Origin of the sequence: Burkholderia ambifaria AMMD (assembly GCF_000203915.1) — a bacterium.
Lineage (GTDB): Bacteria > Pseudomonadota > Gammaproteobacteria > Burkholderiales > Burkholderiaceae > Burkholderia > Burkholderia ambifaria.
The window spans coordinates 2315783-2339090 of sequence record NC_008390.1 but is presented as its reverse complement, the minus strand read 5'-3'; the positions used below and the strand labels follow the sequence as shown (position 1 = coordinate 2339090).

Here is a 23308-nt window from a genome sequence, read left to right as displayed (position 1 = left end):
CTCAAGGAGAGGGCGGCGCACCCGGCGTCGTGCCGTCGCCTTGCAGCGGCGGCGCGACCGACGATGAGTCGGGCAATGCCGGCAACGCCGGAATTTCCGGCATCTGCGGCAGCGGCACATCGTCGCGCGGCGCGGCCGGCAGCGCGGGCGGGATCGGCAGGTTCTTCGGCACGTCCTGCAGGCTCACGTTGAAGATCGTCTGCCGTGCCGGCGACACGCTCACCTTCACCCACTGATTCGCAGGATGACGCGGTCCGATCGCGACGCGCGTCACATTTCCCACCAGCACACCGTCGTCCGCATGCAGCGGGCGGTCAATCAGGAAGCCATTCGCAAGCGGCTCGCTGCTCGCGTGCATCACCAGGATCGGCCCGCGGAACGTCGCCGCCGCCTTCACCAGCGTTCGTTTCAGCTCGCGGAAGCCATCGCGGATGCGCGGCCGGTTGAAGCGCAACCACGCGAAGCGTTCGGCTCGCTCATAGCGATCGAACTGCGGATCGCCTTCGAAAATCACCACCATCGCGCGCGCTTCGCGCCGCTTCGCATATTCGGCCGCATGGTCGATCCAGAAGCCGTTCGCGATGATGCGGTCCTCGAATTCACCATTGCGGCCGCCGGCGGTCAGGTAATGGTTGTTCGGCGCCGGTGCGTTCACCGCGACGTAGACGACGTCGTCATGCATCCAGCGCGCGTTTTCGCGATATGGCCGGAACCGGGCGACTTCGCTTTCGCGTGTGATCTGCAGCGCGCCGGGGTCGGGCAGTGCCGCGTCGGCAAGCAGCGTCTGCCGCAGGAAGTCCAGACGTTCGACCGGATCGTAGCCGCCGCCGGCCGCAGTGTTGCACGTTACCCAGTCGTCGTGGCCGGGAATGAACACGAGCGGCACGCGCGACGCGTCGAGGATCGCGCCGCGCTGTGTATACAGCGCGTCGCGGCACGCTTCCTTCGTGCCCTTGATGTCGCCCGCATAGACGACGAAAGCCAGATTGCGCTCGCGCGCGATCGATTCGAGCAGTCGCTGTGCGGCCGGTTCGTCGGCCGGCGCGGCGATCACGCCCGATACGATCGCGAACGAGTAGGGTGCGGCGGAACGCTTGGGTGGCGCGGCCAGCGCACCGGCCTGCGCCAGGGCGAGCACCGCCGCGATCAGCGCGGCGGCTGCGGCGCGGGCCGGCCGGCCCGACGGGAGGCGTTTATGCGTGCCCGTCGGCATCGTGCGAGCGGACGAGCGTGCGCAGTTCGTACAGCAGGTCGAGCGCGTCGCGCGGCTTGAGGTCGTCGGGATCGATGTCGCGCAGCTTTTCGAGCGCCGGATGCGGGAGGGCGGAGACCGCCGGCGCATCCGCGCATTCGAGTTCGTCGGCCGCCGCGGCGGGCGGCGCGCTGAAGAGATCGAGCTGCGGCGTGTTCTGCGTGGCCGACTGCTGCTCGAGATACGCGAGATGCTTGCGTGCGGCACGGATCACCGGCGCCGGTACGCCCGCGAGCTGCGCAACCTGCAGCCCGTAGCTCTGGTTCGCCGGACCTTCGTTGACTGCGTGCAGGAACACGATGCCGTGGCCGTGCTCGACGGCCGACAGGTGGACGTTCGCCGCTTGCGGGAATTCGGCCGGCAGTTGCGTCAGCTCGAAGTAGTGCGTCGCGAACAGCGTGTAGCAGCCGTTTTGCGCGAGCAGGTGACGCGCGATGGCCCATGCAAGCGCGAGGCCGTCGAACGTCGACGTGCCGCGGCCGATTTCGTCCATCAGCACGAGGCTTTGCGGCGTCGCGTCGTTGAGGATCGCGGCGGCTTCGGTCATCTCGACCATGAACGTCGAGCGGCCGCCGGCGAGGTCGTCGGCCGCGCCGATCCGCGTGAAGATGCGGTCGATCGGGCCGAAGCAGGCCGACTTCGCGGGCACGTAGCTGCCGACATACGCCATCAGTGCGATCAGCGCCGTCTGGCGCATGAACGTCGACTTACCGCCCATGTTCGGGCCGGTGATCAGCAACAGCTTGCGCTCGGCGCCGAACCGGCAGTCGTTCGCGATGAACTGCTCGACCTGCGCTTCGACGACCGGATGGCGCCCCTGTTCGATCTCGATGCCGATTTCGTCGGTGAAGGTCGGTGCGACCCAGTCGAGCGTGCGTGCACGCTCGGCGAACGCGGCGAGCACGTCAAGCTCCGCGAGCGCCGATGCGACGCGCTGGCATTCGGGAATGAACGGCAGCAGCGCCTGCAGCACGCCGTCGTACAGCGCGCGCTCGCGGGCCAGTGCGCGTTCCTGCGCGGAAAGCGCCTTGTCCTCGAAGGTCTTCAGTTCGGGCGTGATGTAGCGCTCGGCATTCTTCAGCGTCTGGCGGCGGCGATAGTCGTCGGGCACCTTGTCGGTCTGGCCGCGCGTGACCTCGATGTAGAAGCCGTGCACCTTGTTGTATTCGACGCGCAGGTTCGCGATGCCCGTGCGGGTGCGCTCGCGCGCTTCGAGATCGATCAGGAACTGGCCGCAGTTCTCGGAGATGTCGCGCAGCTCGTCGAGCTCCGCGTCGTAGCCGCGTGCGATCACGCCGCCGTCGCGCACCATCGCGGCCGGCTCGGGGGCGATCGCGCTCGTCAGCAGGTCGAGGCATTCGGCGGGCGGTGCGAGCGCCGCGTCGACGCGCGTGAGCGCATCCGCGTTCGCGACGATCGCGCTGATGCGCTCACGCAGCGCCGGCAGCGCGGCGAACGTATCGCGCAGGCTCGACAGGTCGCGCGGCCGCGCGGACAGCAGCGCGAGACGCCCGGTGATCCGTTCGACGTCGGCGATCTGGCGCAGCGCGCTGCGCAGTGCGTCGAGGCTCGCGTCCGCGGGCGCATCGAGCAGTGCGCCGATCGCTTGCTGGCGCGATTGCGCGGCGACCGACGCGCGCGGCGGGTGATGCAGCCAGTGACGCAGCAGGCGGCTGCCCATCGTCGTGCAGCACGTGTCGAGCAGCGAGTACAGCGTCGGCGATTCGGTGCCGCGCAGCGTTTCGGTCAGCTCGAGGTTGCGGCGCGTCGCCGGATCGAGCCCGATGTATTCCGTTTCGTTCTCGACCTTCAGGCTGCGCACGTGACGCAGTTGCTGGCCCTGCGTGGCCGCCGCGTACAGCAGCAGCGCGCCCGCGGCGCCGCATGCGCTCGTCAGCGAATGCGCGCCGAAGCCGTCGAGGCCCGCGACGTCGAGCTGGTCGCACAGGCGCTGCGTGCCCGATGCGATGTCGAAGTGCCATGCCGGTACGCGCTTGATCGCGCCGGCGCCGGCGGGCACCGCGTCGGTTGCGCCGTCCGCCGTCAGGATCTCGGCAGGGCGGATGCGTTCGAGCGCGGTGCCGAGCTGGTCGGGTTCGATTTCGGCGAGCCGCAGTGCGCCGCTCGCGAGGTTCAGCCATGCGAGGCCGATGTTGACCGCGACGCCGCGCTTGTTGTGGCCCGTGCACATTGCAAGCAGGTAGACGTCGTTCTTGTCGGACAGCAGGGCGGCATCGGTCAGCGTGCCGGGCGTGACGACGCGCACGACCTTGCGCTCGACCGGCCCTTTCGATGTGGCCGGGTCGCCGATCTGCTCGCAGATCGCGACCGATTCGCCCATCTTCACGAGTTTCGCCAGATACTGTTCGACCGCGTGATGCGGGACGCCGGCCATCTTGATCGGCGTGCCGGCCGATGCGCCGCGCTGCGTGAGGGTCAGGTCGAGCAGGCGCGCGGCCTTCTCCGCGTCTTCGAAGAACAGCTCGTAGAAGTCGCCCATCCGATAGAAGACGAGCGTGTCGGGGTGATCGGCCTTGATGCGCAGGTACTGCTGCATCATCGGGGTGTGGCCAGCGAAGGCCTCGGGCGACAGCGTGGTCATAGATCCGGCGTAAAGTTGTTGCTTGAGTTGCCCGAGTTTACCAGTGGCCCGGACGGGGACGCGGGAAGTTCGCCGTTTGGCCAGTTGCGAATTGGGGAATCGGCCGGGACGAGGGGCCTGCCATCAGATATCGGCTAACCTGGTTCATTCTGTCGGCGATCGATCGGGATCCGCTGTACCCGTGCGTCGAGGTTCGATTCCGACGATAAATCGTCATCTCTTGCGCACGGTCAAGGTTTTGATTCGTCGAAGCGATTGCTCGGAGCCATCTTTGTAAGGAAGAATCACGCCGCATAAACTTGAAAGCCGATCATCTCAATCAAAAGAGAAGTGACGGCAGAGGGTAACGTCAGGAATGCGGCGTGGCTTACCGCGTAGCTTTTGAGTTAACGCCTTAACTATTAAGGCGCAGGTACGCCGCGAAAAATTGCTTCGGCGGGCGAGTTTATCCCTGCTTTGACGGGTAACCACGAAGTTCGCTTTGACATTGGTTCCGGCACATTGGCAGTAGCAGCTGCGCGCGAGTCCGCCCGTCCGCTGGAGAGACAATGTTCTGCTGAGTTCACAGGATTGCGGGCATTCGACGGCCGGATTATGCGTCGCTTTCGATGTAATTGCGCCAGTCCCCGGTATTCACTTAATATCGCGCAAGTACGACAGAAGCATCCGTCGGTCATTCTGTTATGAGGGCGACATGCGTCTAGCTGATTTCATTGTTAGGAACATAGAGCCGATCCTGGTGCAGTGGGAAGCGTTTGCCGCCACGCTGCTACCAGCCGCCAGGAGCATGGACTCGCTCGCGCTGCGGGACCACGCGCGCCAGATCCTGGAGGCCGTAGCGAAGGACATAACGACCCCGCAAACAAGGGAAGCGCAACATGACAAATCGTTGGGGCGCGCGCCCCAGCCGGTGAAGGCCACGGAGACGGCCGCGCAGACGCATGCCGTTCTGCGCGCCCGGCGAGGCTTCAACATCAACCAGTTGGCGGCCGAGTATCGGGCGCTGCGTGCCAGTGTGCTGCGCTTGTGGATCGACGAGTGCAAGCCGAGCCCGCCTGATCTGGACGACATGATTCGCTTCAATGAAGCGATAGATCAGGCGCTGGCGGAATCGCTTGCTTTCTTCGCCGAACAGGTCGAGCAGTCTCGCAACTTGTTGCTCGGTATGCTGGGTCACGACATGCGGACGCCGCTGCAGACCATTCACGTAACAGCGTCCTATCTTGCCGCGCTCAATGCGGGGGAGGCGGTATCGGACGCTGCCGCGCGGTTGATCAGAAGCGGCAGCCGCATGCAGGGCCTCCTTGACGATCTCTGCGATTACAACCGGACCCAGCTCGGGGTAGGCATCAACGTCGTTCCACGCAATATCGATCTCGCCCGTGTGCTCGCCAATGTGGTCGATGAATTGCAGGTGGCTCATCCCGATCGCGAGATCAATCTCGATGTAAGCGGCGATCTCCGAGGGGACTGGGACGATCAGCGAATGCAGCGGTTGCTGAGCAATCTCGTGGGCAACGCCGTCAAGTACGGAACGCCCGAGACACCGGTATGGGTGATGGCAGCATCGGCTGATGCGGAAGTGCTCATCGAGATCAGGAACAGTGGACCGGCGATGGATCGGTGCACGCTGGACCGCATCTTCGACCCGCTTCAGCGCGGAGCGCATCAACCAGACGTGCCCAGTGACGATGTTGGCTTGGGGCTTGGCTTGTTCATCGCCAGCGAAATCGCAAAGGCACACCACGGCAGTATTGACGCGCGGTCCGATCAGACCGAAACGATATTCGCGGTACGCCTGCCGAAAGGCGTGTGAGGGCAGGGTGCTGCTGACCGAAGGCGATTGCGGGGCGTAGGCCGTGGCGACGGCATTGACGGGAATGCATCATGTCAATCGAGTGGAAGCACCGCGTCGGACTGTTTGTCCAGCGTTTCTGGCAGCCCACCAGTGCGTGCATGACCTGCATGCCGGGGAGCTGGGGCAATATCATGAGCTTTGCCCACTGGACTATTGCATTTCAAACCGGTCTGCTTACTGGACTCCTGGCGGTGCTTTTGACGTTCACGCCCGCAGCGAAACTCTATGGGCATCGATACGGCAATGCGCTGCTGGTTGGCATCCTGACAACGTTGGGCGACGCCTACTCGCACACGAGTCACTACCGTATCCCCTATGTCGAGCACATCGTGACGGGTGCAATTTCAGGTCTGTTGACGCTGGCAGCCTCATATCTCTTCGAAGATCGCGCACGACGCCTTCGGGTGGTATGGGCTCGGGTGTTCGGATAGCTTATCTGCTGGCTTTCTGAACCCCGGGCCAAACGGAAAGAGGCTCCCGGGTGTAGCTGCGCTTCATGATTGGGCGGCTGCGCATGGACAACGGGGACTCGCGGCTGTTACATGCGTCAGCGTCAACCAGCGCCGCGCTGGACCGCTCGAAGCTCGCCATCCGGCCAGTGGTCGGCGATGGCGCGCGGCGGCGATCGGCCGGCAGCGGCCGTGTGGCTTCCGCGCACAAGCGCGACGTTCCCCATTCAGCCAGTAGCCGAAGATCGCGATCGGTAGCCGCCGGCCCAACCCAGCGATCTGCTTCTCAACCAGGAATTGAAAAGCTGGCTTCACCCGGCGCACGCGACCCGCCTGCGCCGAGTCTCCCCAACCAATCAGGACCCGCGCGCCGACACCAGATCGAGCGCCACCGCCTGCGCGACTTCGATCCCGTCGATCGCCGCCGAATAGATGCCACCCGCATACCCCGCGCCTTCGCCGGCCGGATACAGCCCTTCGACGTTCACGCTCTGGTAATCGTCCTTGCGACGGATCCGGATCGGCGACGACGTGCGCGTCTCCACGCCGGTGAGCACCGCATCGTGCATCGCGAAGCCGGCGATCTTTTTGTCGATCTGCGGCAACGCTTCACGAATCGCTTCGATCACGTAGTCGGGCAGGGCGGTGCTGAGATCGGTCGGGCGCACGCCAGGCTTGTACGACGGCACCACGGAGCCCAGCGACGTCGACGGCCGGCCCGCGATGAAGTCGCCGACCAGCTGGCCCGGCGCGCTGTAATCGCCGCCGCCGAGTTCGAACGCACGCTCTTCCCACTTGCGCTGGAACGCGATGCCCGCGAGCGGGCCGCCCGGATAGTCTTCCGGCGTGATGCCGACGACGATGCCCGCGTTCGCGTTGCGCTCGGCGCGCGAATACTGGCTCATGCCGTTGGTGACCACGCGGCCCGGCTCGGAAGTCGCCGCGACCACCGTGCCGCCCGGGCACATGCAGAAGCTGTAGACCGCGCGTCCGTTGCTGCAGTGGTGGACCACCTTGTAGTCGGCCGCGCCGAGTTGCTTGTGACCCGCGAACTTGCCGAAACGGCTGCGATCGATCAGCCCCTGCGGATGCTCGATCCGGAAGCCCAGCGAGAACGGCTTCGCTTCGACGTAGACGCCGCGATCGTGCAGCATCTGGAACGTGTCGCGCGCGCTGTGGCCCACGGCCAGCACGACGTGGTCGCAGCGCAGCGTTTCGCCGTTCGACAGCTTCAGCGAGCGCACCTTGCCCTGATCGATCTCGATATCCTCGACCCGGCTTTCGAAGCGCACTTCGCCGCCCAGTTCGTGGATGGTCGCGCGCATCTTTTCCACCATGCTGACGAGGCGGAACGTGCCGATGTGCGGCCGGCTCAGATACAGGATGTCCTCCGGCGCGCCGGCCTTGACGAATTCGTCGAGCACCTTGCGGCCGTAGTGGTGCGGATCCTTGATCTGGCTGTACAGCTTGCCGTCGGAGAACGTCCCGGCCCCGCCTTCGCCGAACTGCACGTTGGACTCGGGATTGAGGACGCTCTTGCGCCACAGTCCGAAGGTGTCCTTGGTGCGCTCGCGCACGGCCTTGCCGCGTTCGAGGATGATCGGACGGAACCCCATCTGCGCGAGGATCAATCCCGCAAACAGGCCGCACGGCCCCATGCCGATGACGACGGGGCGCAGGAAGTTGCCGTGCTCGGGCGCCTTCGCGACGAAGTGGTACGCCATGTCGGGCGTCACGCCGCAATGCGGCGTGGCGGCGAGGCGCGGAAGCACGGACGCTTCGTCCTTGACCTCGACATCGACGATATACGTGAGCTTGATGTCGGAGCGCTTGCGCGCATCGTGCGCACGGCGGAACACCGTGTAACGGAGGAGCCCGTCAGCCGCCACGCCAAGCTCCTCGAGGCGCGCGCGAATCGCGGCTTCGAGGGCGCTCTCGGGGTGATCGAGCGGGAGTTTCAGTTCGCTTAGCCGTAACATGAGTATTCGGATACGGTCGCCACGCAGTCGTGGCGGTGTTGAGACAGGCGGGGGCCGGCGCGCCGGCGGCGGCATGCGCTGCCGGGGCATTCCCGAAGCCGATCATCCGGCATCGGAAAGCGCGGCACGCGCGGCGGTACACCGGTCAGGCCGGGCCACTCTGGCAAGGTCGGGACGGCCGCCCGAAGCGTCCGCTCCGTCAAGAAGATTACTTCGCTCCCCGGACAACGGAAAGGCAACGAGCGCTCCATCATGACGCTGCCAGCGCGTGGTTGATGCGCAAGCCGTGCCGCGCGGGCGCGGCCCGGGCTTATTCCGCTGCCGGATGCACGCGGCTGTAGCGGTTCAGGATCGGAATCATCTGCGCATAGATCTTCGGGTTCGCCGCGACGATCTCATGGCGATGCAGGAAGTCGGCGTCGCCCGTGTAGTTGCCGACGAGGCCGCCGGCTTCGGTGATCAGCAGGCTGCCTGCCGCCATGTCCCACACGTTGATGCCTTGCTCGAAGAATGCGTCGAGACGGCCGGCCGCGACGTTCGCGAGGTCGAGCGCGGCCGCGCCCGGACGACGCAGGCCCGTGCAGGCCTGGGTCATTTCGGTGAACAGGCGCGCGTAGGCGTCCAGGCCGTCCTTCTCGCGGAACGGGAAGCCGGTGCCGACCAGCGCGTCCGCCAGGCGGTCGCGGCGGCCGACGCGGATGCGGCGGTCGTTCAGGTACGCGCCGCGGCCGCGGGTTGCCGTGAACAGGTCGTTCTTGTTCGGATCGTAGACGACGGCCTGCGTGACGACGCCCTTGTGCTCGAGCGCGATCGACACGCAGTAGTACGGGAAGCCGTGGATGAAGTTGGTCGTGCCGTCGAGCGGATCGATGATCCACTTGAATTCGGATTCGTTCTCGGATTCGCCCGATTCTTCCGCGAGGATCGCGTGGTCGGGGTAGGCGGTCTTCAGCGTCTCGATGATCGCCTCTTCGGCGGCCTTGTCCACTTCGGTGACGAAGTCGTTCTGCTGCTTCTTGCGGATCTCGATCAGGTCGAGGTCGAGGGAGGCGCGGTTGATGATCTGTCCGGCGCGGCGCGCAGCCTTGACAGCAATATTGAGCATGGGATGCATGAGCTGGATCCTGTAGCCGGCGGCACGGGCCGCCACGAAGTGGAACACACCGCCTGGAACGGCGCAAAACGTGCCGGGCGAGATGAGACGCGAATTGACAAAGAGCGGGGTACGACCCGCGTCGCACGAGATGCGACGCGTAAGCGCATGATTTTACCCGATTTTCGAGCGTTTCAGGTGACCGGGATGCGGGGAAACCCCACTGGCCGTCCGGACGGGTGGGTTTGCCGGGGCGATGGCGCTACCATACGGCCATTCCGATGAACCGAGTCATATGTAGTGGAAACTCCGCTGAACCCCGCCGCGCCGTCCGAATCCGGCGCGGCTTCGTCCCCGCCGCCGTCCGGCGGTTTCACGTCCACCCGTTTCGTGCTCGTCGAGCCGAGCCATCCCGGCAATGTCGGGGCGGCCGCCCGCGCGTTGAAGACGATGGGTTTCTCCAGGCTGGTGCTGGTCGCGCCGCGCGTGCCGAACGTGCAGGACGACCCCGAGGCGATCGCGATGGCGAGCGGCGCCGACGACGTCCTGGCGTCCGCGCATGTCGTGCCCACGCTCGGCGACGCGCTGTCCGGCGTCCACTGGTCGATCGCGCTGACCGCCCGCACGCGCGAATACGGGCCGCCGCGGCTGGCGCCGCGCGCGGCCGCCGAGCAGGCGTGCATGCAGGTCGGCGCCGGCGACATCGCGCTCGTGTTCGGCAACGAGCGCACGGGCCTCGCGAACGAGCACGTCGAGCAATGCAGCGCGCTCGCGCACATCCCGGCGAATCCGGCCTACAGCTCGCTGAACCTCGCGCAGGCCATCCAGGTGCTCGCGTACGAGCTGCGCGTCGCGTTCCTGGAGCGGGGGAGCGAGCTGCACCACGCGCAGGCCGAAGTCGGCACGCTCGCGCAGAGTGACGAGATCGAGCGGATGTACGCGCACCTCGAGAACGCGCTGGTCGCACTGGATTTCCTCGATCCGCGCAACCCAAAGAAGCTGATGCCGCGGCTGCGGCGCCTGTTCGCGCGCACGGGCCTCGAGCGCGAGGAAGTCAACATCCTGCGCGGCATCGCGAAGCACATCCTGCTGAAGTCCGGTACGCCTGCCGGCGACGCGTAAGCGGCCGGTAGGCTGGCGGCCGGGCCGCTCAGGCGTTCGGTGGCTGCGTTTCGCCTGCCGCGGCCGCGCTGCGCCGGCCGTCCGCCCGATGCCTGCCTCCCGGTCCGCCCGAATCCACCGGCAGGTCGTGTCGGCCGGCGACAACAGGCGCACCCCGCGTGAATACCCGCGCCGCCGACGGGGTGAACGCGCGACGTTGTGCGGCCTTACCCGACTGGCCCTACAATCGCCGGACATCATAAGCAAATGACCCGGCGCGATAACGCCCGGCCTTTTCCCCAGCCCAGATCAGATCATGTTCACTAGACTGCGCGAAGACGTTGCGACGATTCGCGAGCGGGATCCCGCCGCTCGCAGTGCCTGGGAAGTACTGACCTGTTATCCGGGGCTGCACGCGCTCGTGCTCCATCGTTTCGCCCATGCGTGCTGGCGCGCGAAACGCTACTGGCTCGCACGCTTCGCGTCGCAGGCCGGGCGCTTCCTGACGGGGATCGAGATTCACCCGGGCGCGACGATCGGCCGGCGCGTATTCATCGATCACGGGATGGGGGTGGTGATCGGCGAAACCGCGATCATCGGCGACGACTGCACGATCTATCAGGGCGTGACGCTCGGCGGCACGTCGCTCACGCGTGGCGCGAAGCGCCATCCGACGCTCGAGGCCGGCGTGATCGTCGGCGCGGGCGCGAAGGTGCTCGGCGGTTTCACGGTCGGCGCGGGCGCGAAGATCGGTTCGAACGCGGTTGTCGTGAAGCCGGTGCCGGCAGGCGGCACCGCGGTCGGCAATCCGGCGCGCATCGTGATGCCGGCGCAACCGAAGCCGCAGCCCGAGCGCGCCGCGTTCTGCGCATACGGGATCACGCCGAACGCGGACGACCCGATGTCGCTCGCGATTCACGGGCTGATCGATCACGCGGCGAAGGAAAGCCGGCGCGTCGACGAGATCGTCGCGGCGCTCGAGCAACTCGGCACGCATCTGGAAACGCTGCAGGGCGCGGACGCGGCGCGTCTCGATTTGCGCAGGCTGTCGGCGGTGCTGGAAGGCAAGGCGGTCGAGCGCCAGTCGTAACGCGGCGCGTGCCGGCGCCTGCCGGCAGCGATAATCGCGCCGATCGTACCAATCGCGTCAGTCGAGCGGCATCGCGTGGATGCCCTCGGCATCGACGCGCAGATAACCGCCGCGCCGCGGGCCGTGGTCGAGATCCCAGTCGGGCAGTACCCAGCGAATCCCGCCCGGTTCGAGGTGGCGCGCGGGGCGATGCGTGTGGCCGTGAATGATCACGCTCGCGCGGCTCTTCTTGAACAGCGCGGCAACGCCTTCACGCGTGACATCGTAGATCGCCGAAACGGGACGCATCCGGCCCGCTTCGCTGTTCGAGCGCATCCGCTGGGCGAGCGCGCGGCGCCAACGGAACGGCCATACGAGAAATAGCGCCTGCGCGACGCGATTGCGCGCGAACCGCCGGAACACCTGATAGCCGCGATCGGCCGTGCATTGCGCGTCGCCGTGCGCGAGCACGATGCGCTGGCCGAACGCCATGATCAGCGCCGGGTCGGGCAGCAGCATCGCGCCGGCCGCCTTCATGAAGCGCCGGCCGAGCAGGAAATCGCGATTGCCGTGCATCACGTAGAGCGCGATGCCGCGCTCCGAGAACGTATGCATCAGCGCGGCCATGCGTGCCGCGAACGGATCGTCGTCGAGCACGTCGTCGCCGATCCAGTATTCGAACAGGTCGCCGAGGATGAACACCGAGTCGGCGCTGTCGGCCGTGTATTTCACGAAATGCTCGAACGCGGCGACCGTCTTCGGAATCGCCTCGCTCAGGTGCAGATCGGACAGAAACAGGAACGGGCGTGCGGCTTGCGCGTATTCGCGCTCGCCCGGCACGCCCGCGGAGACGCTTCGCGGCGGACTCTCCTGCAACATCGAAGTGCCTCCGTAACAACCGTGCGTCAGACCACCACGGCCTTTTCGATCACGACGTCGTCGGTCGGCACGTCTTGGTGGAAGCCCGCGTTGCCCGTCTTGACGCCCTTGATCTTGTCGACCACGTCCTGGCCTTCGACGACCTTGCCGAACACGGCGTAGCCCCAGCCCTGCGGCGTCGGCGACGAGTGGTTCAGGAAGTCGTTGTCGTTCACGTTGATGAAGAATTGTGCGGTCGCCGAGTGCGGATCGTTCGTGCGCGCCATCGCGACCGTGTAGTTGTCGTTCTTCAGGCCGTTGTTCGCTTCGTTGTCGATCGGCGCGTCGGTCGGCTTCTGCTTCAGGCCCGGCTCGAAGCCGCCGCCTTGAATCATGAAGCCGTTGATCACGCGGTGGAACACCGTACCGTCATAGTGGCCCTTCTTCACGTAGTTGAGGAAGTTCTCGACCGTCTTCGGTGCCTTCGCGGCGTCCAGCTCGAGCTTGATCACGCCGTGGTTCGTGTGCAGTTCAACCATGATGAATTCCTTCGGTAAGGCGGTTTAAATGGCACGCGGCCGGTCGTGCGACGCGGCCGCGTGTGGCGCCGGACGTGCCGGCAAGTGCTTATTTCGAGACGATGCTGGCCGATTCGATCAGGATCGGCTGAGCCGGCACGTCCTGCATCGGGCCGCGCGAGGTCGTCGCCACGCCTTCGATCTTCTTCACGACGTCGAGGCCCGACACGACCTTGCCGAACACCGCATAGCCGTTGCCGTCCGGGTTCGGGTAGTCGAGGCCGTTGTTGTCGACCGTGTTGATGAAGAACTGCGCGGTGGCCGAGTTCGGATCGCTGGTACGCGCCATCGCGATCGTGCCCGTCAGGTTCTTCAGACCATTGCGGCTTTCCAGCGGGATCGGCGCGCGGGTCGGCTTCTCCTCGAAGTTGGTCTTGTAGCCGCCGCCCTGGATCATGAAGCCCTTGATCACGCGATGGAAGATCGTGCCGTTGTACTGGCCGGCCTTCACGTAATCGAGGAAGTTGGCGACCGTCTTCGGCGCCTTCTCCGGGTAGAGCTCGACGCGGATGTCGCCCTGCGAGGTCTTCAGCTGCACGACGGGGTGCGTGGTAGCCGATTGCGCGAAAGCAGGCGCGGTCGCGAGAAGGGCGGCGCCGCCAAGCGCCAGCAACAGACGTTTCATTGCGATCCTCAGGTTGGGAGGGAAAGAAGGCCGCGCCGCTTATTTCGACGGCGCGACGTACGGCGCCGCCAGTGCGCCCGACGGACCGCTGAACTGGAACGTCGGCGACATAGGCAGCGTGGTGGTGCTCACGTTCGCGGCGGCGCGATCGGTGTACTCGCGCGTGGCGGGCTTCTCCGCGCGGGCGTTCGGCGCGGCCTTCGGCGGCGACACGATCTTCTGCAGATCGGCGAGGCGCTGCGCGGTCGCGCCGCTCGTGCGGCCGAGCGATTGCGCACGCTTGTACGATTCGGCCGCGAGGCGCAGGTAGAGATCGCCGAGGTTCTCGTATGCAAGCGAGTAGCTCGGGTTCGATTGCGTCGCGGTGACGAGCGCGCTGCGCGCTTCGTCATAGCGGCCGTGCTTCGCGTAGAGCGCCGCGAGGTTGTTGTACGGCTCGGGCAGTTCGGGGTAGGCCTGCGTGATCGCGACGAACTGCTGGATCGCGTCGTCGTCGCGGTTCAGGCGGGCGAGCACGGTGCCGCGCTTGAACTGCGCCTGCACGTCGTGCGGATTCGCCGCGATGCGCGCGTCGAGTTGCGCGAGCGCCTGCTTCCACTGCTTGCCGGTGATCGACGCGTCGATTTCGGGCGTGCCGTCGGCGGTGGCCGGGGCCTTCTGCGCATGTGCCGCGGGGGCCGCGAAAAGCGTCAGTGCGACGCCCATGACGGCGGTCGCAACGAGGGTCGCAGCGCTCGGCGCGCGGCCGCGATGAGGTTTCATAGGCGTAAATCGGAATGTTATACTCCGAGCCATTCTAACAAAACGTCTGCGCGTTCCGGCGAGCCGTAGACAGTCTTTCTTTGCCTCTCGTGGCCGTCACCGCTGTGCTTGCAGCCTGACCGCCCCATGTGATACCGAGGACACCCGGCGTCGTGCCGCAGCAGGTGGTGCTTCCGTTTCGCATGCTGGGCGAGCTTCGCCAGGGCGGTTTCCTTCGGCTCACGGTTCATCTCTATGGAATCACTGCGCATCTACAACACGCTCGCGCGTGACAAGCAAGTCTTCGTGCCGCGCCAGTCCGGCGAAGTGCGGATGTACGTATGCGGGATCACCGTCTACGACTATTGTCACGTGGGCCACGCGCGCATGCTGGTCGTGTTCGACCTCGTCCAGCGCTGGCTGCGTGCGATCGGCTATCGGGTCACGTACGTGCGCAACATCACCGACATCGAGGACAAGATCATCCGCCGCGCAGTCGAGAACGGCGAGACGATCAAGTCGCTGACCGATCGTTTCATCGGCGCGATGCACGAGGATGAAGCCGCGCTCGGCATCCAGCGGCCCGACCTCGAGCCGCGCGCGACGCAGTTCATTCCGCAGATGCTCGGGATGATCGAGAAGCTCGAGACGAACGGCTACGCGTACCAGGCGGCCGACGGCGACGTCAATTATTCCGTGCGCAAGTTCGCGAACTACGGGAAGCTCTCGGGCAAGTCGCTCGACGACCTGCGCGCGGGCGAGCGCGTCGCCGCGAACGACGCGAAGGAAGATCCGCTCGATTTCGTGTTGTGGAAGCGCGCGAAAGCGGACGATCCGCCAGGCGCGACGTGGGCATCGAAGTACGGGATGGGCCGGCCGGGCTGGCACATCGAGTGCTCCGCGATGGGCTGCACGCTGCTCGGCGAGCATTTCGACATCCACGGCGGCGGGCAGGATCTGCAATTCCCGCACCACGAGAACGAAATCGCGCAGAGCGAAGGCGCGACCGGCCAGACGTTCGTCAATTACTGGATGCACAACGGCTTCGTGCAGGTCGACAACGAGAAGATGTCGAAATCGCTCGGCAACTTCTTCACGATCCGCGAAGTGCTTGAGCGGTACGACGCCGAGGTCATGCGCTTCTTCATCGTGCGCACGCACTACCGGTCGCCGCTCAATTACAGCGACGTGCATCTCGACGATGCGCGCGCGTCGCTCACGCGCCTGTACACGGCGCTGAAGGATGTCGAGCCCGACGCGCTCGCGCTCGACTGGAACGAGCCGCACGCGCAGCGTTTCGCGGCCGCGATGAACGACGACATCAACACGCCGGTCGCGGTGGCGACGCTGTTCGAGCTGGCGGGCGAGATCAACCGCACGCGCGATGCATCGCTCGCGCGGCAGCTGAAACAACTGGCGGGCCTGCTGGGCCTGCTCGGCCGCGAACCGCGCGCGTTCCTGCAGCAGGCCACTGGTGCCGCGCAGGCGGGCGGGCTCGCAGCCGACGAGATCGAAGCGAAGATCGCCGCGCGTGTCGCGGCGAAACAAGCGAAGGACTATGCCGAAGCGGACCGGATTCGGGCGGAACTGCTCGACGCCGGCATCGCTCTTGAAGACAAACCGGGCGGATCGACCGAATGGCGTCGCGTATGAGCGCGGCGCGTTCCACTGACCGATCCGTCAGGTAGGAGGCAAGATGGCAACGGCAAGAAAAGCGCCGGTCAGGCGCGCGACCCCGGTCGCCGCGCGTCCGGCAGCCAGGCGCGCGCCGGCGGCGAAAACGGACGCGACGCGCGCCGTGCCGAACGGCGCGCTCAACGGTCATGCGAGGCCTGCGCGCGCGAAGGGCGCGGACGCTGCACAGCCGGAGGCCGCGATGGCGGCCGGCGACGCGGCGCGCAAGGTGCGTGCATCCGAGGCGGCGGCCGACGGCGCCGATGGCGTCGTGCGTCCCGCGTACTGGGACAAGGCGTGCGCCGATCTCGTCAAGCGCGACCGCATCCTGAAGAAACTGATCCCGAAGTTCGGTCCCGCGCATCTCGTGAAGCGTGGCGACCCGTTCGTCACGCTCGCGCGTTCGGTGGTCGGCCAGCAGATCTCGGTGCCGTCCGCGCAGGCGCTGTGGGCACGCATCGAGGATGCGTGTCCGAAACTCGCGCCGCAGCCGGTCATCCGGCTCGGCGCGGACAAGCTGATCGCATGCGGGCTGTCGAAGCGCAAGACGGAATACATTCTCGATCTCGCGCAGCACTTCGTGTCCGGCGCGCTGCACGTCGACAAATGGACGTCGATGGACGACGAGGACGTGATCGCGGAACTCACGCAGATCCGCGGCATCAGTCGCTGGACGGCCGAGATGTTCCTGATCTTCAACCTGTCGCGGCCGGACGTGCTGCCGCTCGACGATCCGGGTCTGATCCGCGCGATCAGCGTCAATTACTTCAGCGGGGAGCCCGTGACGCGCAGCGAGGCGCGCGAGGTGGCCGCCAACTGGGAGCCGTGGCGTACCGTCGCGACCTGGTACATGTGGCGCAGCCTCGACGCGCCCGACGCCGATTGATGGCTATCGGGTTTTAAACATCAATAGTTGAGAGCCGGTTTTGCACATCGCCCGCGCGGGTAGAATACGCGCTGCCGCAAGACCCAAGGATTCGAACACATGAAGACCACGTTTCTGGATTTCGAACAGCCGATCGCCGAACTCGAGGCCAAGATCGAGGAGTTGCGATTCGTGCAGGACGACTCGGCTGTCGATATTTCGGAAGAAATCGAGCGGCTGTCGAAGAAGAGCCAGCAACTGACGAAGGACCTCTACGCGAACCTGTCGCCGTGGCAGGTCTCGCAGATCGCGCGTCATCCGCAGCGTCCGTACACGCTCGATTACGTTGCGGAACTGTTTACCGATTTTCACGAACTGCATGGCGACCGCGCATTCGCGGACGACCTGTCGATCGTCGGCGGTCTCGCGCGCTTCGGCGGCCATCCGTGCATGGTGATCGGCCATCAGAAGGGCCGCGACACGAAGGAGCGCGCGGCGCGCAACTTCGGGATGCCGCGTCCGGAAGGCTATCGCAAGGCCGAGCGCCTGATGCGTCTCGCCGAGAAGTTCGGGCTGCCGATCTTCACGTTCGTCGATACGCCGGGCGCCTATCCGGGCATCGGCGCGGAAGAGCGCGGCCAGTCGGAAGCGATCGGCCGCAATCTGTACGTGATGGCCGAACTGAAGACGCCGATCATCACGACCGTGATCGGCGAGGGCGGTTCGGGCGGTGCGCTCGCGATCGCCGTGGCCGACACCGTGATGATGCTGCAGTTCTCGACCTACTCGGTGATCTCGCCGGAAGGCTGCGCGTCGATCCTGTGGAAGAGTGCCGCGAAGGCGCCCGAGGCCGCGGAAGCACTGGGCCTGACCGCCCATCGCCTGAAGGCGCTCGGCCTGATCGACAAGATCATCAACGAGCCGCTCGGCGGCGCGCACCGTGATCCGAAGGGCATGGCCGCGCTGTTGCGCCGCGCGCTTGCCGATTCGCTGCGCCAGTTCCAGGGTATGAGCATCGATGCGCTGCGCGAGCGCCGCTTCGAGCGCCTGATGGCCTACGGCAAGTTCAAGGAAACCACGCCCGGCGCATGACCGGCGTGTTCACATCGCGCGCCGTCCGGCGCGCGTCCGTCTCGTGATCCCCCCGACCGAACTTTTCGCCGACCGCGTCGTACTCGATGCGGTCGGCGTTGCGCTTGCCGATCTGCCGGCCGATGCGCGCATCGCGATCGCGTACAGCGGCGGCCTCGACTCGACCGTGCTGCTCGATGCGGCCGTGCGCGTGGCCGGCGCATCGCGCTGCGTGGCGCTGCACGTGCATCACGGCCTGAGCGCGAACGCCGACGCGTGGGTCGCGCATGCACAAGCGACGGCCGAGCGGCTCGGTGTCACGTTCGAATCGGAGCGCGTCGACGTGCCGCGCGATAGCGGCCTCGGCATCGAGGCGAGCGCCCGCGAGCGTCGCTATGCGGCGCTCGATGCGATGTGCGAGCGTCACGGCGTGGCGGCGCTGTGGGTCGCGCAGCACGCGGACGACCAGGCCGAGACCGTGCTGCTGCAACTGTTGCGCGGGGCGGGCATCGCGGGCCTGGCCGCGATGGCGCCGCGCTATCGCCCCGACGGCGCGAGCGTCGAGCGCGTGCGGCCGTTCCTGCGATTGTTGCGTGCCCAACTGGAGCGCTACGCGGCGCAGCGTGAGCTCGCGTGGATCGACGACGAATCGAACGCCGACACGCGCTACGCGCGCAATGCATTGCGCATCGACGTGCTGCCGACGCTCGCCATGCACTTCCCGGGCTTTCGCGATGCGCTGGGCCGTGCGGCCCAGCATGCGGCCGCCGCGCAGCGGCTGCTCGACGACCTGGCCGAACTGGATTTCGCCGGCGCCGCGCGCGACGACGGCCGCGCGTTGTCGCGCGATGCGCTGGTCGCGTTCGACGACACGCGCGGCGCGAACCTGCTGCGTTTCTGGATGCGGCGGCTCGGCTTGCCCGGTGCGTCGGCAGGCCGGCTCGCGAACATGATGCGGCAACTGCGCGATGCGCACGACGCGCATGCGCTGCGGGTCGATCACGCGGGGCAGTGCCTGCGACTTTATCGCGATGTCGTGTACTGGGAGGCCGGCGACAGTGCCGACCCGGCCGACGATGGCACCGGGATGCCGCGTCCCGAATCCTCGCTCGCATGGGACGGCCAGGAAGTCTGGCACGTGCCGGCGTGGCGCGGCACGTTCGTGTTCGCGCCGGCCGAGGCCGGCAGCGACGGGGCGGTGCCGGATGCGCTGCTGCGCGGTGCGACGCTCGTCGTGCGCGCCCGGGCGGGCGGCGAGCGGCTGCGTACGTCGCCCGGCGGCCCGGGACGCACGCTGAAGAACCTGTTCCAGGAGCGCGGCGTGCCGGCCTGGCAGCGCGACGTGCCGCTGCTGTTCGCGGGCGACCGGCTCGTCTACGTGCCGCGGCTTGGCGTGAATCACGGGGACGGGCTTGCCGGCGACGGGCTCTCCGGCGAAGGCGGGTGGCGCCGGATCGAGTGGCGTCCCGACCTGCTGATCGCGTAGCGGCGGCACGCTGGCTGCGCGATCGCGCGCCGGTTTTCACCATTTGGTAAACAGCGCCGGAACGCCTGCCAAACGGGCGGGCGGCTTGTCAAGCGAGCCTCTATCGGGTACGCTCGGACGTTTGCTCGGCTCGATTTTTGAGCGTTTTGTGCAGGTTTTCCGCGTGACGTACCCGGTTTGCGCGGCCTGATCGGCCTTCCGGGCAAAATCCGTCACGCTTGCGTGTTGCGTCCCAGCCGTCCCCCTCGTCGTCCGTCCACAGCCACAAGCCGCGTGACCGAACGGCAACGCGGCCTGCCCAGCGCGCCCGTGCGGCTTCTCCTCCAGTTCAGAACGACAATGGCACTCATCGTACACAAATACGGCGGCACTTCGATGGGCTCGGTCGAGCGCATCAAGAACGTCGCGAAACGCGTCGCAAAATGGCATCAGGCCGGGCACCAGATGGTGGTCGTGCCGTCCGCGATGTCCGGCGAAACCAACCGTCTGCTCGGTCTCGCGAAAGAGATTTCGAGCCAGCCGAGCCCGCGTGAGCTCGACATGATCGCGTCGACCGGCGAGCAGGTCAGCGTCGGCCTGCTGTCGATCGCGCTGCAGGAAATCGGCGTCGAAGCCGTGAGCTACGCCGGCTGGCAAGTGCCGATCAAGACGGACAACGCGTACACGAAGGCGCGTATCCACTCGATCGACGACGAGCGGGTGAAGGCCGATCTGAACGCCGGCAAGGTCGTGATCATCACGGGTTTCCAGGGCGTCGATCCGGACGGCCACATCACGACGCTGGGCCGCGGCGGCTCGGACACGTCGGCGGTGGCGGTCGCGGCCGCGCTGGATGCCGCAGAGTGCCTGATCTACACGGACGTCGACGGCGTCTACACGACCGACCCGCGCGTGGTCGAAGAGGCGCGACGCCTCGACCGCGTGACGTTCGAGGAAATGCTGGAAATGGCCAGCCTCGGCTCGAAGGTCCTGCAGATCCGCTCGGTCGAATTCGCCGGCAAATACCAGGTGAAGACGCGTGTGCTGTCGAGCCTGACCGATCCGCTGATTGCGCTCGACGAAGAAATGCGCTCGGGCACCCTGATTACTTTTGAAGAAGACGAGACCATGGAAAAGGCAGTCATTTCCGGCATCGCGTTCCAGCGCGACGAAGCACGCATTGCGGTGATGGGCGTGCCCGACAAGCCGGGCATCGCGTATCAGATCCTCGGCCCGGTCGCCGACGCGAACGTCGACGTCGACATGATCATCCAGAACCAGAGCGTCGAGGGCAAGACCGACTTCACGTTCACGGTCGGTCGCGGCGACTACCAGAAGGCGATGGACATCCTCACCAACCAGGTGAAGGGCCATGTGAGCGCCGAGCGCGTGCAGGGCGACCCGAAGGTGTCGAAGGTGTCGGTCGTCGGCGTCGGCATGCGTTCGCACGTGGGCGTCGCGAGCAAGATGTTCCGCACGCTGTCGGAAGAGGGCATCAACATCCAGATGATCTCGACGTCCGAAATCAAGATTTCGGTGCTGATCGACGAGAAGTACATGGAACTGGCCGTCCGCGCGCTGCACAAGGCATTCGAACTCGAGCAGGCGGCGTGAATTATTTGTGATGCATTGAAGAAAATGCATCACGGAAATTGACGAGCGGTTCGAAACCCTATATTATTTCGTTCTCGTCGCACTGCCTCCCTGGTGCGAGCGAAAGTTTGGGAGACGTGGCCGAGAGGTCGAAGGCACTCCCCTGCTAAGGGAGCATCTGGGCCAAAACCTGGATCGAGGGTTCGAATCCCTCCGTCTCCGCCAAAAGCGGTGACAAAGCCCCGCAAGTTCTCGGACTTGCGGGGCTTTTTCTTTTTCGGCTTCCTTCCCGAACGTGCCGTTTGGGCATTCCGTACTGACCATCCTTTCGGATCGACCCCTGTTGATCGGTTCGCCGACGTACGCGGCGACCTCGGAGGTCGCGAATCACTGCGACCGGGTGCTCACTGAAATAAAAATGAAAGTGACCGTGTAAGGATCGAGTCGCTCTCATCCATCGCTCCCCACATTCTCTCCTTGCGCACCGGCGCGTAGCGTGTGCGAAAAAAATGCGGCGTCGCACCCATTCGGGCCGTCGACACTGCTCCGCACTACAAAAAATTACTCATAAAAATCAGTAGCCTATCTGGGAAGCACAAAACAAAGCTCTGTTGCGCTGCAAAAAATAATCAACCGCCTTATGCTGGTTAACCCGATAGCGTTTGAGCGGCATCAAGCTTCGCCCTGATTCCGCTTTACATTTTGCCAACATTGGCGATCCACGAAATCTAGCTGTCGATTTGATTTCGTTCCCATCGTCACGTCTGTTCCCACTACAGCGCGCGACCCTCTCAAGGCCTGTTGACATGCATGATTTCCCCTTTCTGAGCCTGGCGATCTGGGTTCCGATCCTGTTCGGCGCGTGCCTGCTGCGTGCCGGCTCCGACCATCATCCGCATCGCACGAGACTGATCGCGCTCGTCGGCGCACTCGCGGGGCTGGCCGCCGTCGTGCCGCTCGTCACCGGTTTCGATTCGCACTCGGCCGCGATGCAGTTCACCGAAACCCGCGACTGGCTGGCGGCATTCAACGCCGGCTGGCGTGTCGGGATCGACGGCGCGTCGCTGTGGCTCGTCGTGCTGACCGCCTTCACGACGCTCGTCGTCGTGATCGCGTCGTGGGAATCGGTCACGATGCGCGTCGCGCAGTACTACGCGTCGTTCCTGATCCTGTCGGGGCTGATGGTCGGCGTGTTCGTCGCGCAGGACGGGCTGCTGTTCTTCATCTTCTTCGAGGCGACGCTGATTCCGCTGTACCTGCTGATCGGCACGTGGGGCAGGGAGCATCGCGTCTACGCGGCCGTGAAATTCTTCTTCATCTCGTTCGCGGGTTCGCTGCTGCTGTTGATGGCGATGCTGTACCTGTTCGCGAAGTCGCACACGTTCGACATGAACGCATGGCGCACGCTGCAACTCGGCTTTGCGCCGCAGCTGCTGGTGTTTCTCGGCTTCTTCGCCGCGTTCGCGGTCAAGGTGCCGATGTGGCCGGTGCATACGTGGCTGCGCGACGTCTACACGGACGGCCCGACGGGCGCCGCGCTGATGCTCGCGATGCTCAAGCTCGGCGGTTACGGCTTCCTGCGCTTCGCGCTGCCGATCACGCCGGACGCGAGCCACTTCTTCGCGCCGGCCGTGATCGCGCTGTCGCTGTTCGCGATCGTCTACGCGAGCCTGATCGCGCTCGCGCAGACCGACCTCGGCAAGCTGCTCGCGTATTCGACGGTCGCGCACATGGGGATCGTCACGCTCGGGCTGTTCCTGTTCAACCAGATCGGCGTCGAAGGCGCGATCGTGCAGCTCGTGTCGTACGGCTTCGTCGCGGGCGCGATGCTGCTCTGCGTAAGCGTGCTGGTCGATCGCACGAAGCAGCGCGAGATCGGCGCATACGGCGGCGTGGCGGGCGTGATGCCGCGCTTCGCGACGTTCGCGCTGCTGTTCGCGATGGCCAACGTCGGCCTGCCGGGCACGTCGGGTTTCGTCGGCGAGTTCATGGTCATCATGGGCGCGATCCGCGTCAACTTCTGGATCGGCGCAATCGCGGCACTCACGCTGATTCTCAGCGCGTCGTACACGCTGTGGATGGTCAAGCGCGTCGTGTTCGGCAAGATCGCCAGCCAGCGCATCGCGAAGCTCGCCGACTTGAGCCGCCGCGAGATCGTGATGTTCGCATCGCTCGCACTGATCGTGCTGATGGTCGGCGTCGATCCGAAGCCGTTCACCGACGCGATCGATCCGACCGTCGCACGGCTGATCGAAGACGCCAGCCGTTCGAAGCTGCCGGCCGGGGACGGCGTTGCACCGGCGCAGCCGGCGTTCATGGCATCGGCGCACGGCTGAATCGCGTGACATCGCGCACGACGGCTGCATCGCACGACGATGCGGTCGTTGTGCGCGCATCCATCTGTGCGGGCGCGAACGCTCGAACGTTGTCGCCCG

At 65.9% G+C, this 23308-nt stretch carries 18 protein-coding genes, 1 tRNA gene and 1 pseudogene; 11 read left to right on the top strand and 9 right to left on the bottom strand.

Annotation, left to right across the window (positions count from 1 at the left end):
• Position 1: 1 nt before the first annotated feature.
• Together BAMB_RS10735 and mutS are read right to left on the bottom strand one after the other, a co-directional pair.
• The gene (locus BAMB_RS10735; protein WP_011657347.1) at positions 2–1213 is read right to left on the bottom strand and encodes a membrane protein; all 1212 of its coding nucleotides are present in this window, start codon (positions 1211–1213) and stop codon (positions 2–4) included.
• On the bottom strand, positions 1194–3854 hold the full coding sequence (gene mutS / locus BAMB_RS10730) for a DNA mismatch repair protein MutS (protein ID WP_011657346.1): 2661 nt from the start codon (positions 3852–3854) through the stop codon (positions 1194–1196). The genes BAMB_RS10735 and mutS overlap by 20 nt, the downstream gene beginning before the upstream one ends.
• Before the next feature lie 694 nt (positions 3855–4548).
• On the opposite strand from mutS, the gene BAMB_RS10725 reads away from it, so the two are divergent.
• Entirely contained in the window at positions 4549–5670 is a 1122-nt protein-coding gene (locus tag BAMB_RS10725; protein WP_011657345.1) for a sensor histidine kinase, read from the top strand.
• Positions 5671–5741: 71 nt separating this feature from the next.
• The gene (locus BAMB_RS10720; RefSeq protein ID WP_011657344.1) at positions 5742–6143 is read left to right on the top strand and encodes a hypothetical protein; all 402 of its coding nucleotides are present in this window, start codon (positions 5742–5744) and stop codon (positions 6141–6143) included.
• A 374-nt stretch (positions 6144–6517) separates the two neighbouring features.
• On the opposite strand, the gene BAMB_RS10715 is transcribed toward BAMB_RS10720, so the two are convergent.
• Positions 6518–8140, bottom strand: coding sequence for an NAD(P)/FAD-dependent oxidoreductase (locus tag BAMB_RS10715; protein WP_011657343.1), 1623 nt, complete (start codon positions 8138–8140; stop codon positions 6518–6520).
• Between the two features lie 310 nt (positions 8141–8450).
• Complete coding sequence (locus tag BAMB_RS10710; protein WP_006751612.1) at positions 8451–9254, bottom strand: inositol monophosphatase family protein; 804 nt, start codon at positions 9252–9254, stop codon at positions 8451–8453.
• A gap of 279 nt (positions 9255–9533) precedes the next feature.
• Here BAMB_RS10710 and BAMB_RS10705 point away from each other — a divergent pair, with 279 nt between their 5' ends.
• Positions 9534–10355: an RNA methyltransferase gene (locus BAMB_RS10705; RefSeq protein WP_011657342.1), complete on the top strand. Its 822-nt coding sequence runs from the start codon at positions 9534–9536 to the stop codon at positions 10353–10355.
• A gap of 295 nt (positions 10356–10650) precedes the next feature.
• Positions 10651–11424: a serine O-acetyltransferase gene (gene cysE / locus BAMB_RS10700; protein ID WP_006751614.1), complete on the top strand. Its 774-nt coding sequence runs from the start codon at positions 10651–10653 to the stop codon at positions 11422–11424.
• A gap of 57 nt (positions 11425–11481) precedes the next feature.
• On the opposite strand, the gene BAMB_RS10695 is transcribed toward cysE, so the two are convergent.
• The 4 genes from BAMB_RS10695 to BAMB_RS10680 all read right to left on the bottom strand — a co-directional run bounded on the left by BAMB_RS10695 (position 11482) and on the right by BAMB_RS10680 (position 14226).
• Positions 11482–12282 carry a UDP-2,3-diacylglucosamine diphosphatase gene (locus tag BAMB_RS10695; RefSeq protein ID WP_011657341.1) on the bottom strand — a complete coding sequence of 267 codons (801 nt, stop codon included), beginning with the start codon at positions 12280–12282 and terminating at the stop codon, positions 11482–11484.
• Between the two features lie 26 nt (positions 12283–12308).
• Positions 12309–12800 (bottom strand): peptidylprolyl isomerase, encoded by a 492-nt coding sequence (locus tag BAMB_RS10690; protein ID WP_006478428.1) that lies wholly within the window; start codon positions 12798–12800, stop codon positions 12309–12311.
• 88 nt (positions 12801–12888) lie between these two features.
• Positions 12889–13464, bottom strand: a complete 576-nt coding sequence (locus BAMB_RS10685; RefSeq protein ID WP_011657340.1) for a peptidylprolyl isomerase — start codon at positions 13462–13464, stop codon at positions 12889–12891.
• Between the two features lie 39 nt (positions 13465–13503).
• On the bottom strand, positions 13504–14226 hold the full coding sequence (locus tag BAMB_RS10680) for a tetratricopeptide repeat protein (protein WP_041491212.1): 723 nt from the start codon (positions 14224–14226) through the stop codon (positions 13504–13506).
• A 234-nt stretch (positions 14227–14460) separates the two neighbouring features.
• Here BAMB_RS10680 and cysS point away from each other — a divergent pair, with 234 nt between their 5' ends.
• The 4 genes from cysS (at position 14461) to tilS (ending at position 19301) form a co-directional block, all read left to right on the top strand.
• The gene (gene cysS / locus BAMB_RS10675; RefSeq protein WP_011657338.1) at positions 14461–15858 is read left to right on the top strand and encodes a cysteine--tRNA ligase; all 1398 of its coding nucleotides are present in this window, start codon (positions 14461–14463) and stop codon (positions 15856–15858) included.
• 43 nt (positions 15859–15901) lie between these two features.
• A complete protein-coding gene (locus BAMB_RS10670) occupies positions 15902–16765 on the top strand; it encodes a DNA-3-methyladenine glycosylase family protein (RefSeq protein WP_011657337.1) in 864 nt (287 codons plus the stop codon).
• A 99-nt stretch (positions 16766–16864) separates the two neighbouring features.
• A complete protein-coding gene (locus tag BAMB_RS10665) occupies positions 16865–17836 on the top strand; it encodes an acetyl-CoA carboxylase carboxyltransferase subunit alpha (protein ID WP_006478433.1) in 972 nt (323 codons plus the stop codon).
• Between the two features lie 43 nt (positions 17837–17879).
• On the top strand, positions 17880–19301 hold the full coding sequence (gene tilS, locus BAMB_RS10660; RefSeq protein WP_011657336.1) for a tRNA lysidine(34) synthetase TilS: 1422 nt from the start codon (positions 17880–17882) through the stop codon (positions 19299–19301).
• A 119-nt stretch (positions 19302–19420) separates the two neighbouring features.
• Here tilS and BAMB_RS36270 read toward each other — a convergent pair.
• Positions 19421–19658 (bottom strand): annotated as a pseudogene (locus tag BAMB_RS36270) (hypothetical protein); the annotation flags it as partial.
• Between BAMB_RS36270 and BAMB_RS10655 the strand changes: the two are divergent.
• From BAMB_RS10655 to BAMB_RS10645, 3 genes are all read left to right on the top strand, one after another.
• A complete protein-coding gene (locus BAMB_RS10655; protein ID WP_011657335.1) occupies positions 19641–20894 on the top strand; it encodes an aspartate kinase in 1254 nt (417 codons plus the stop codon). The pseudogene BAMB_RS36270 and the gene BAMB_RS10655 sit on opposite strands and share 18 nt — an antisense overlap.
• A 110-nt stretch (positions 20895–21004) precedes the next feature.
• A tRNA-Ser gene (locus tag BAMB_RS10650) sits at positions 21005–21098 on the top strand.
• Between the two features lie 581 nt (positions 21099–21679).
• Positions 21680–23209 carry a complex I subunit 4 family protein gene (locus BAMB_RS10645; RefSeq protein ID WP_011657334.1) on the top strand — a complete coding sequence of 510 codons (1530 nt, stop codon included), beginning with the start codon at positions 21680–21682 and terminating at the stop codon, positions 23207–23209.
• Positions 23210–23308: the final 99 nt, after the last annotated feature.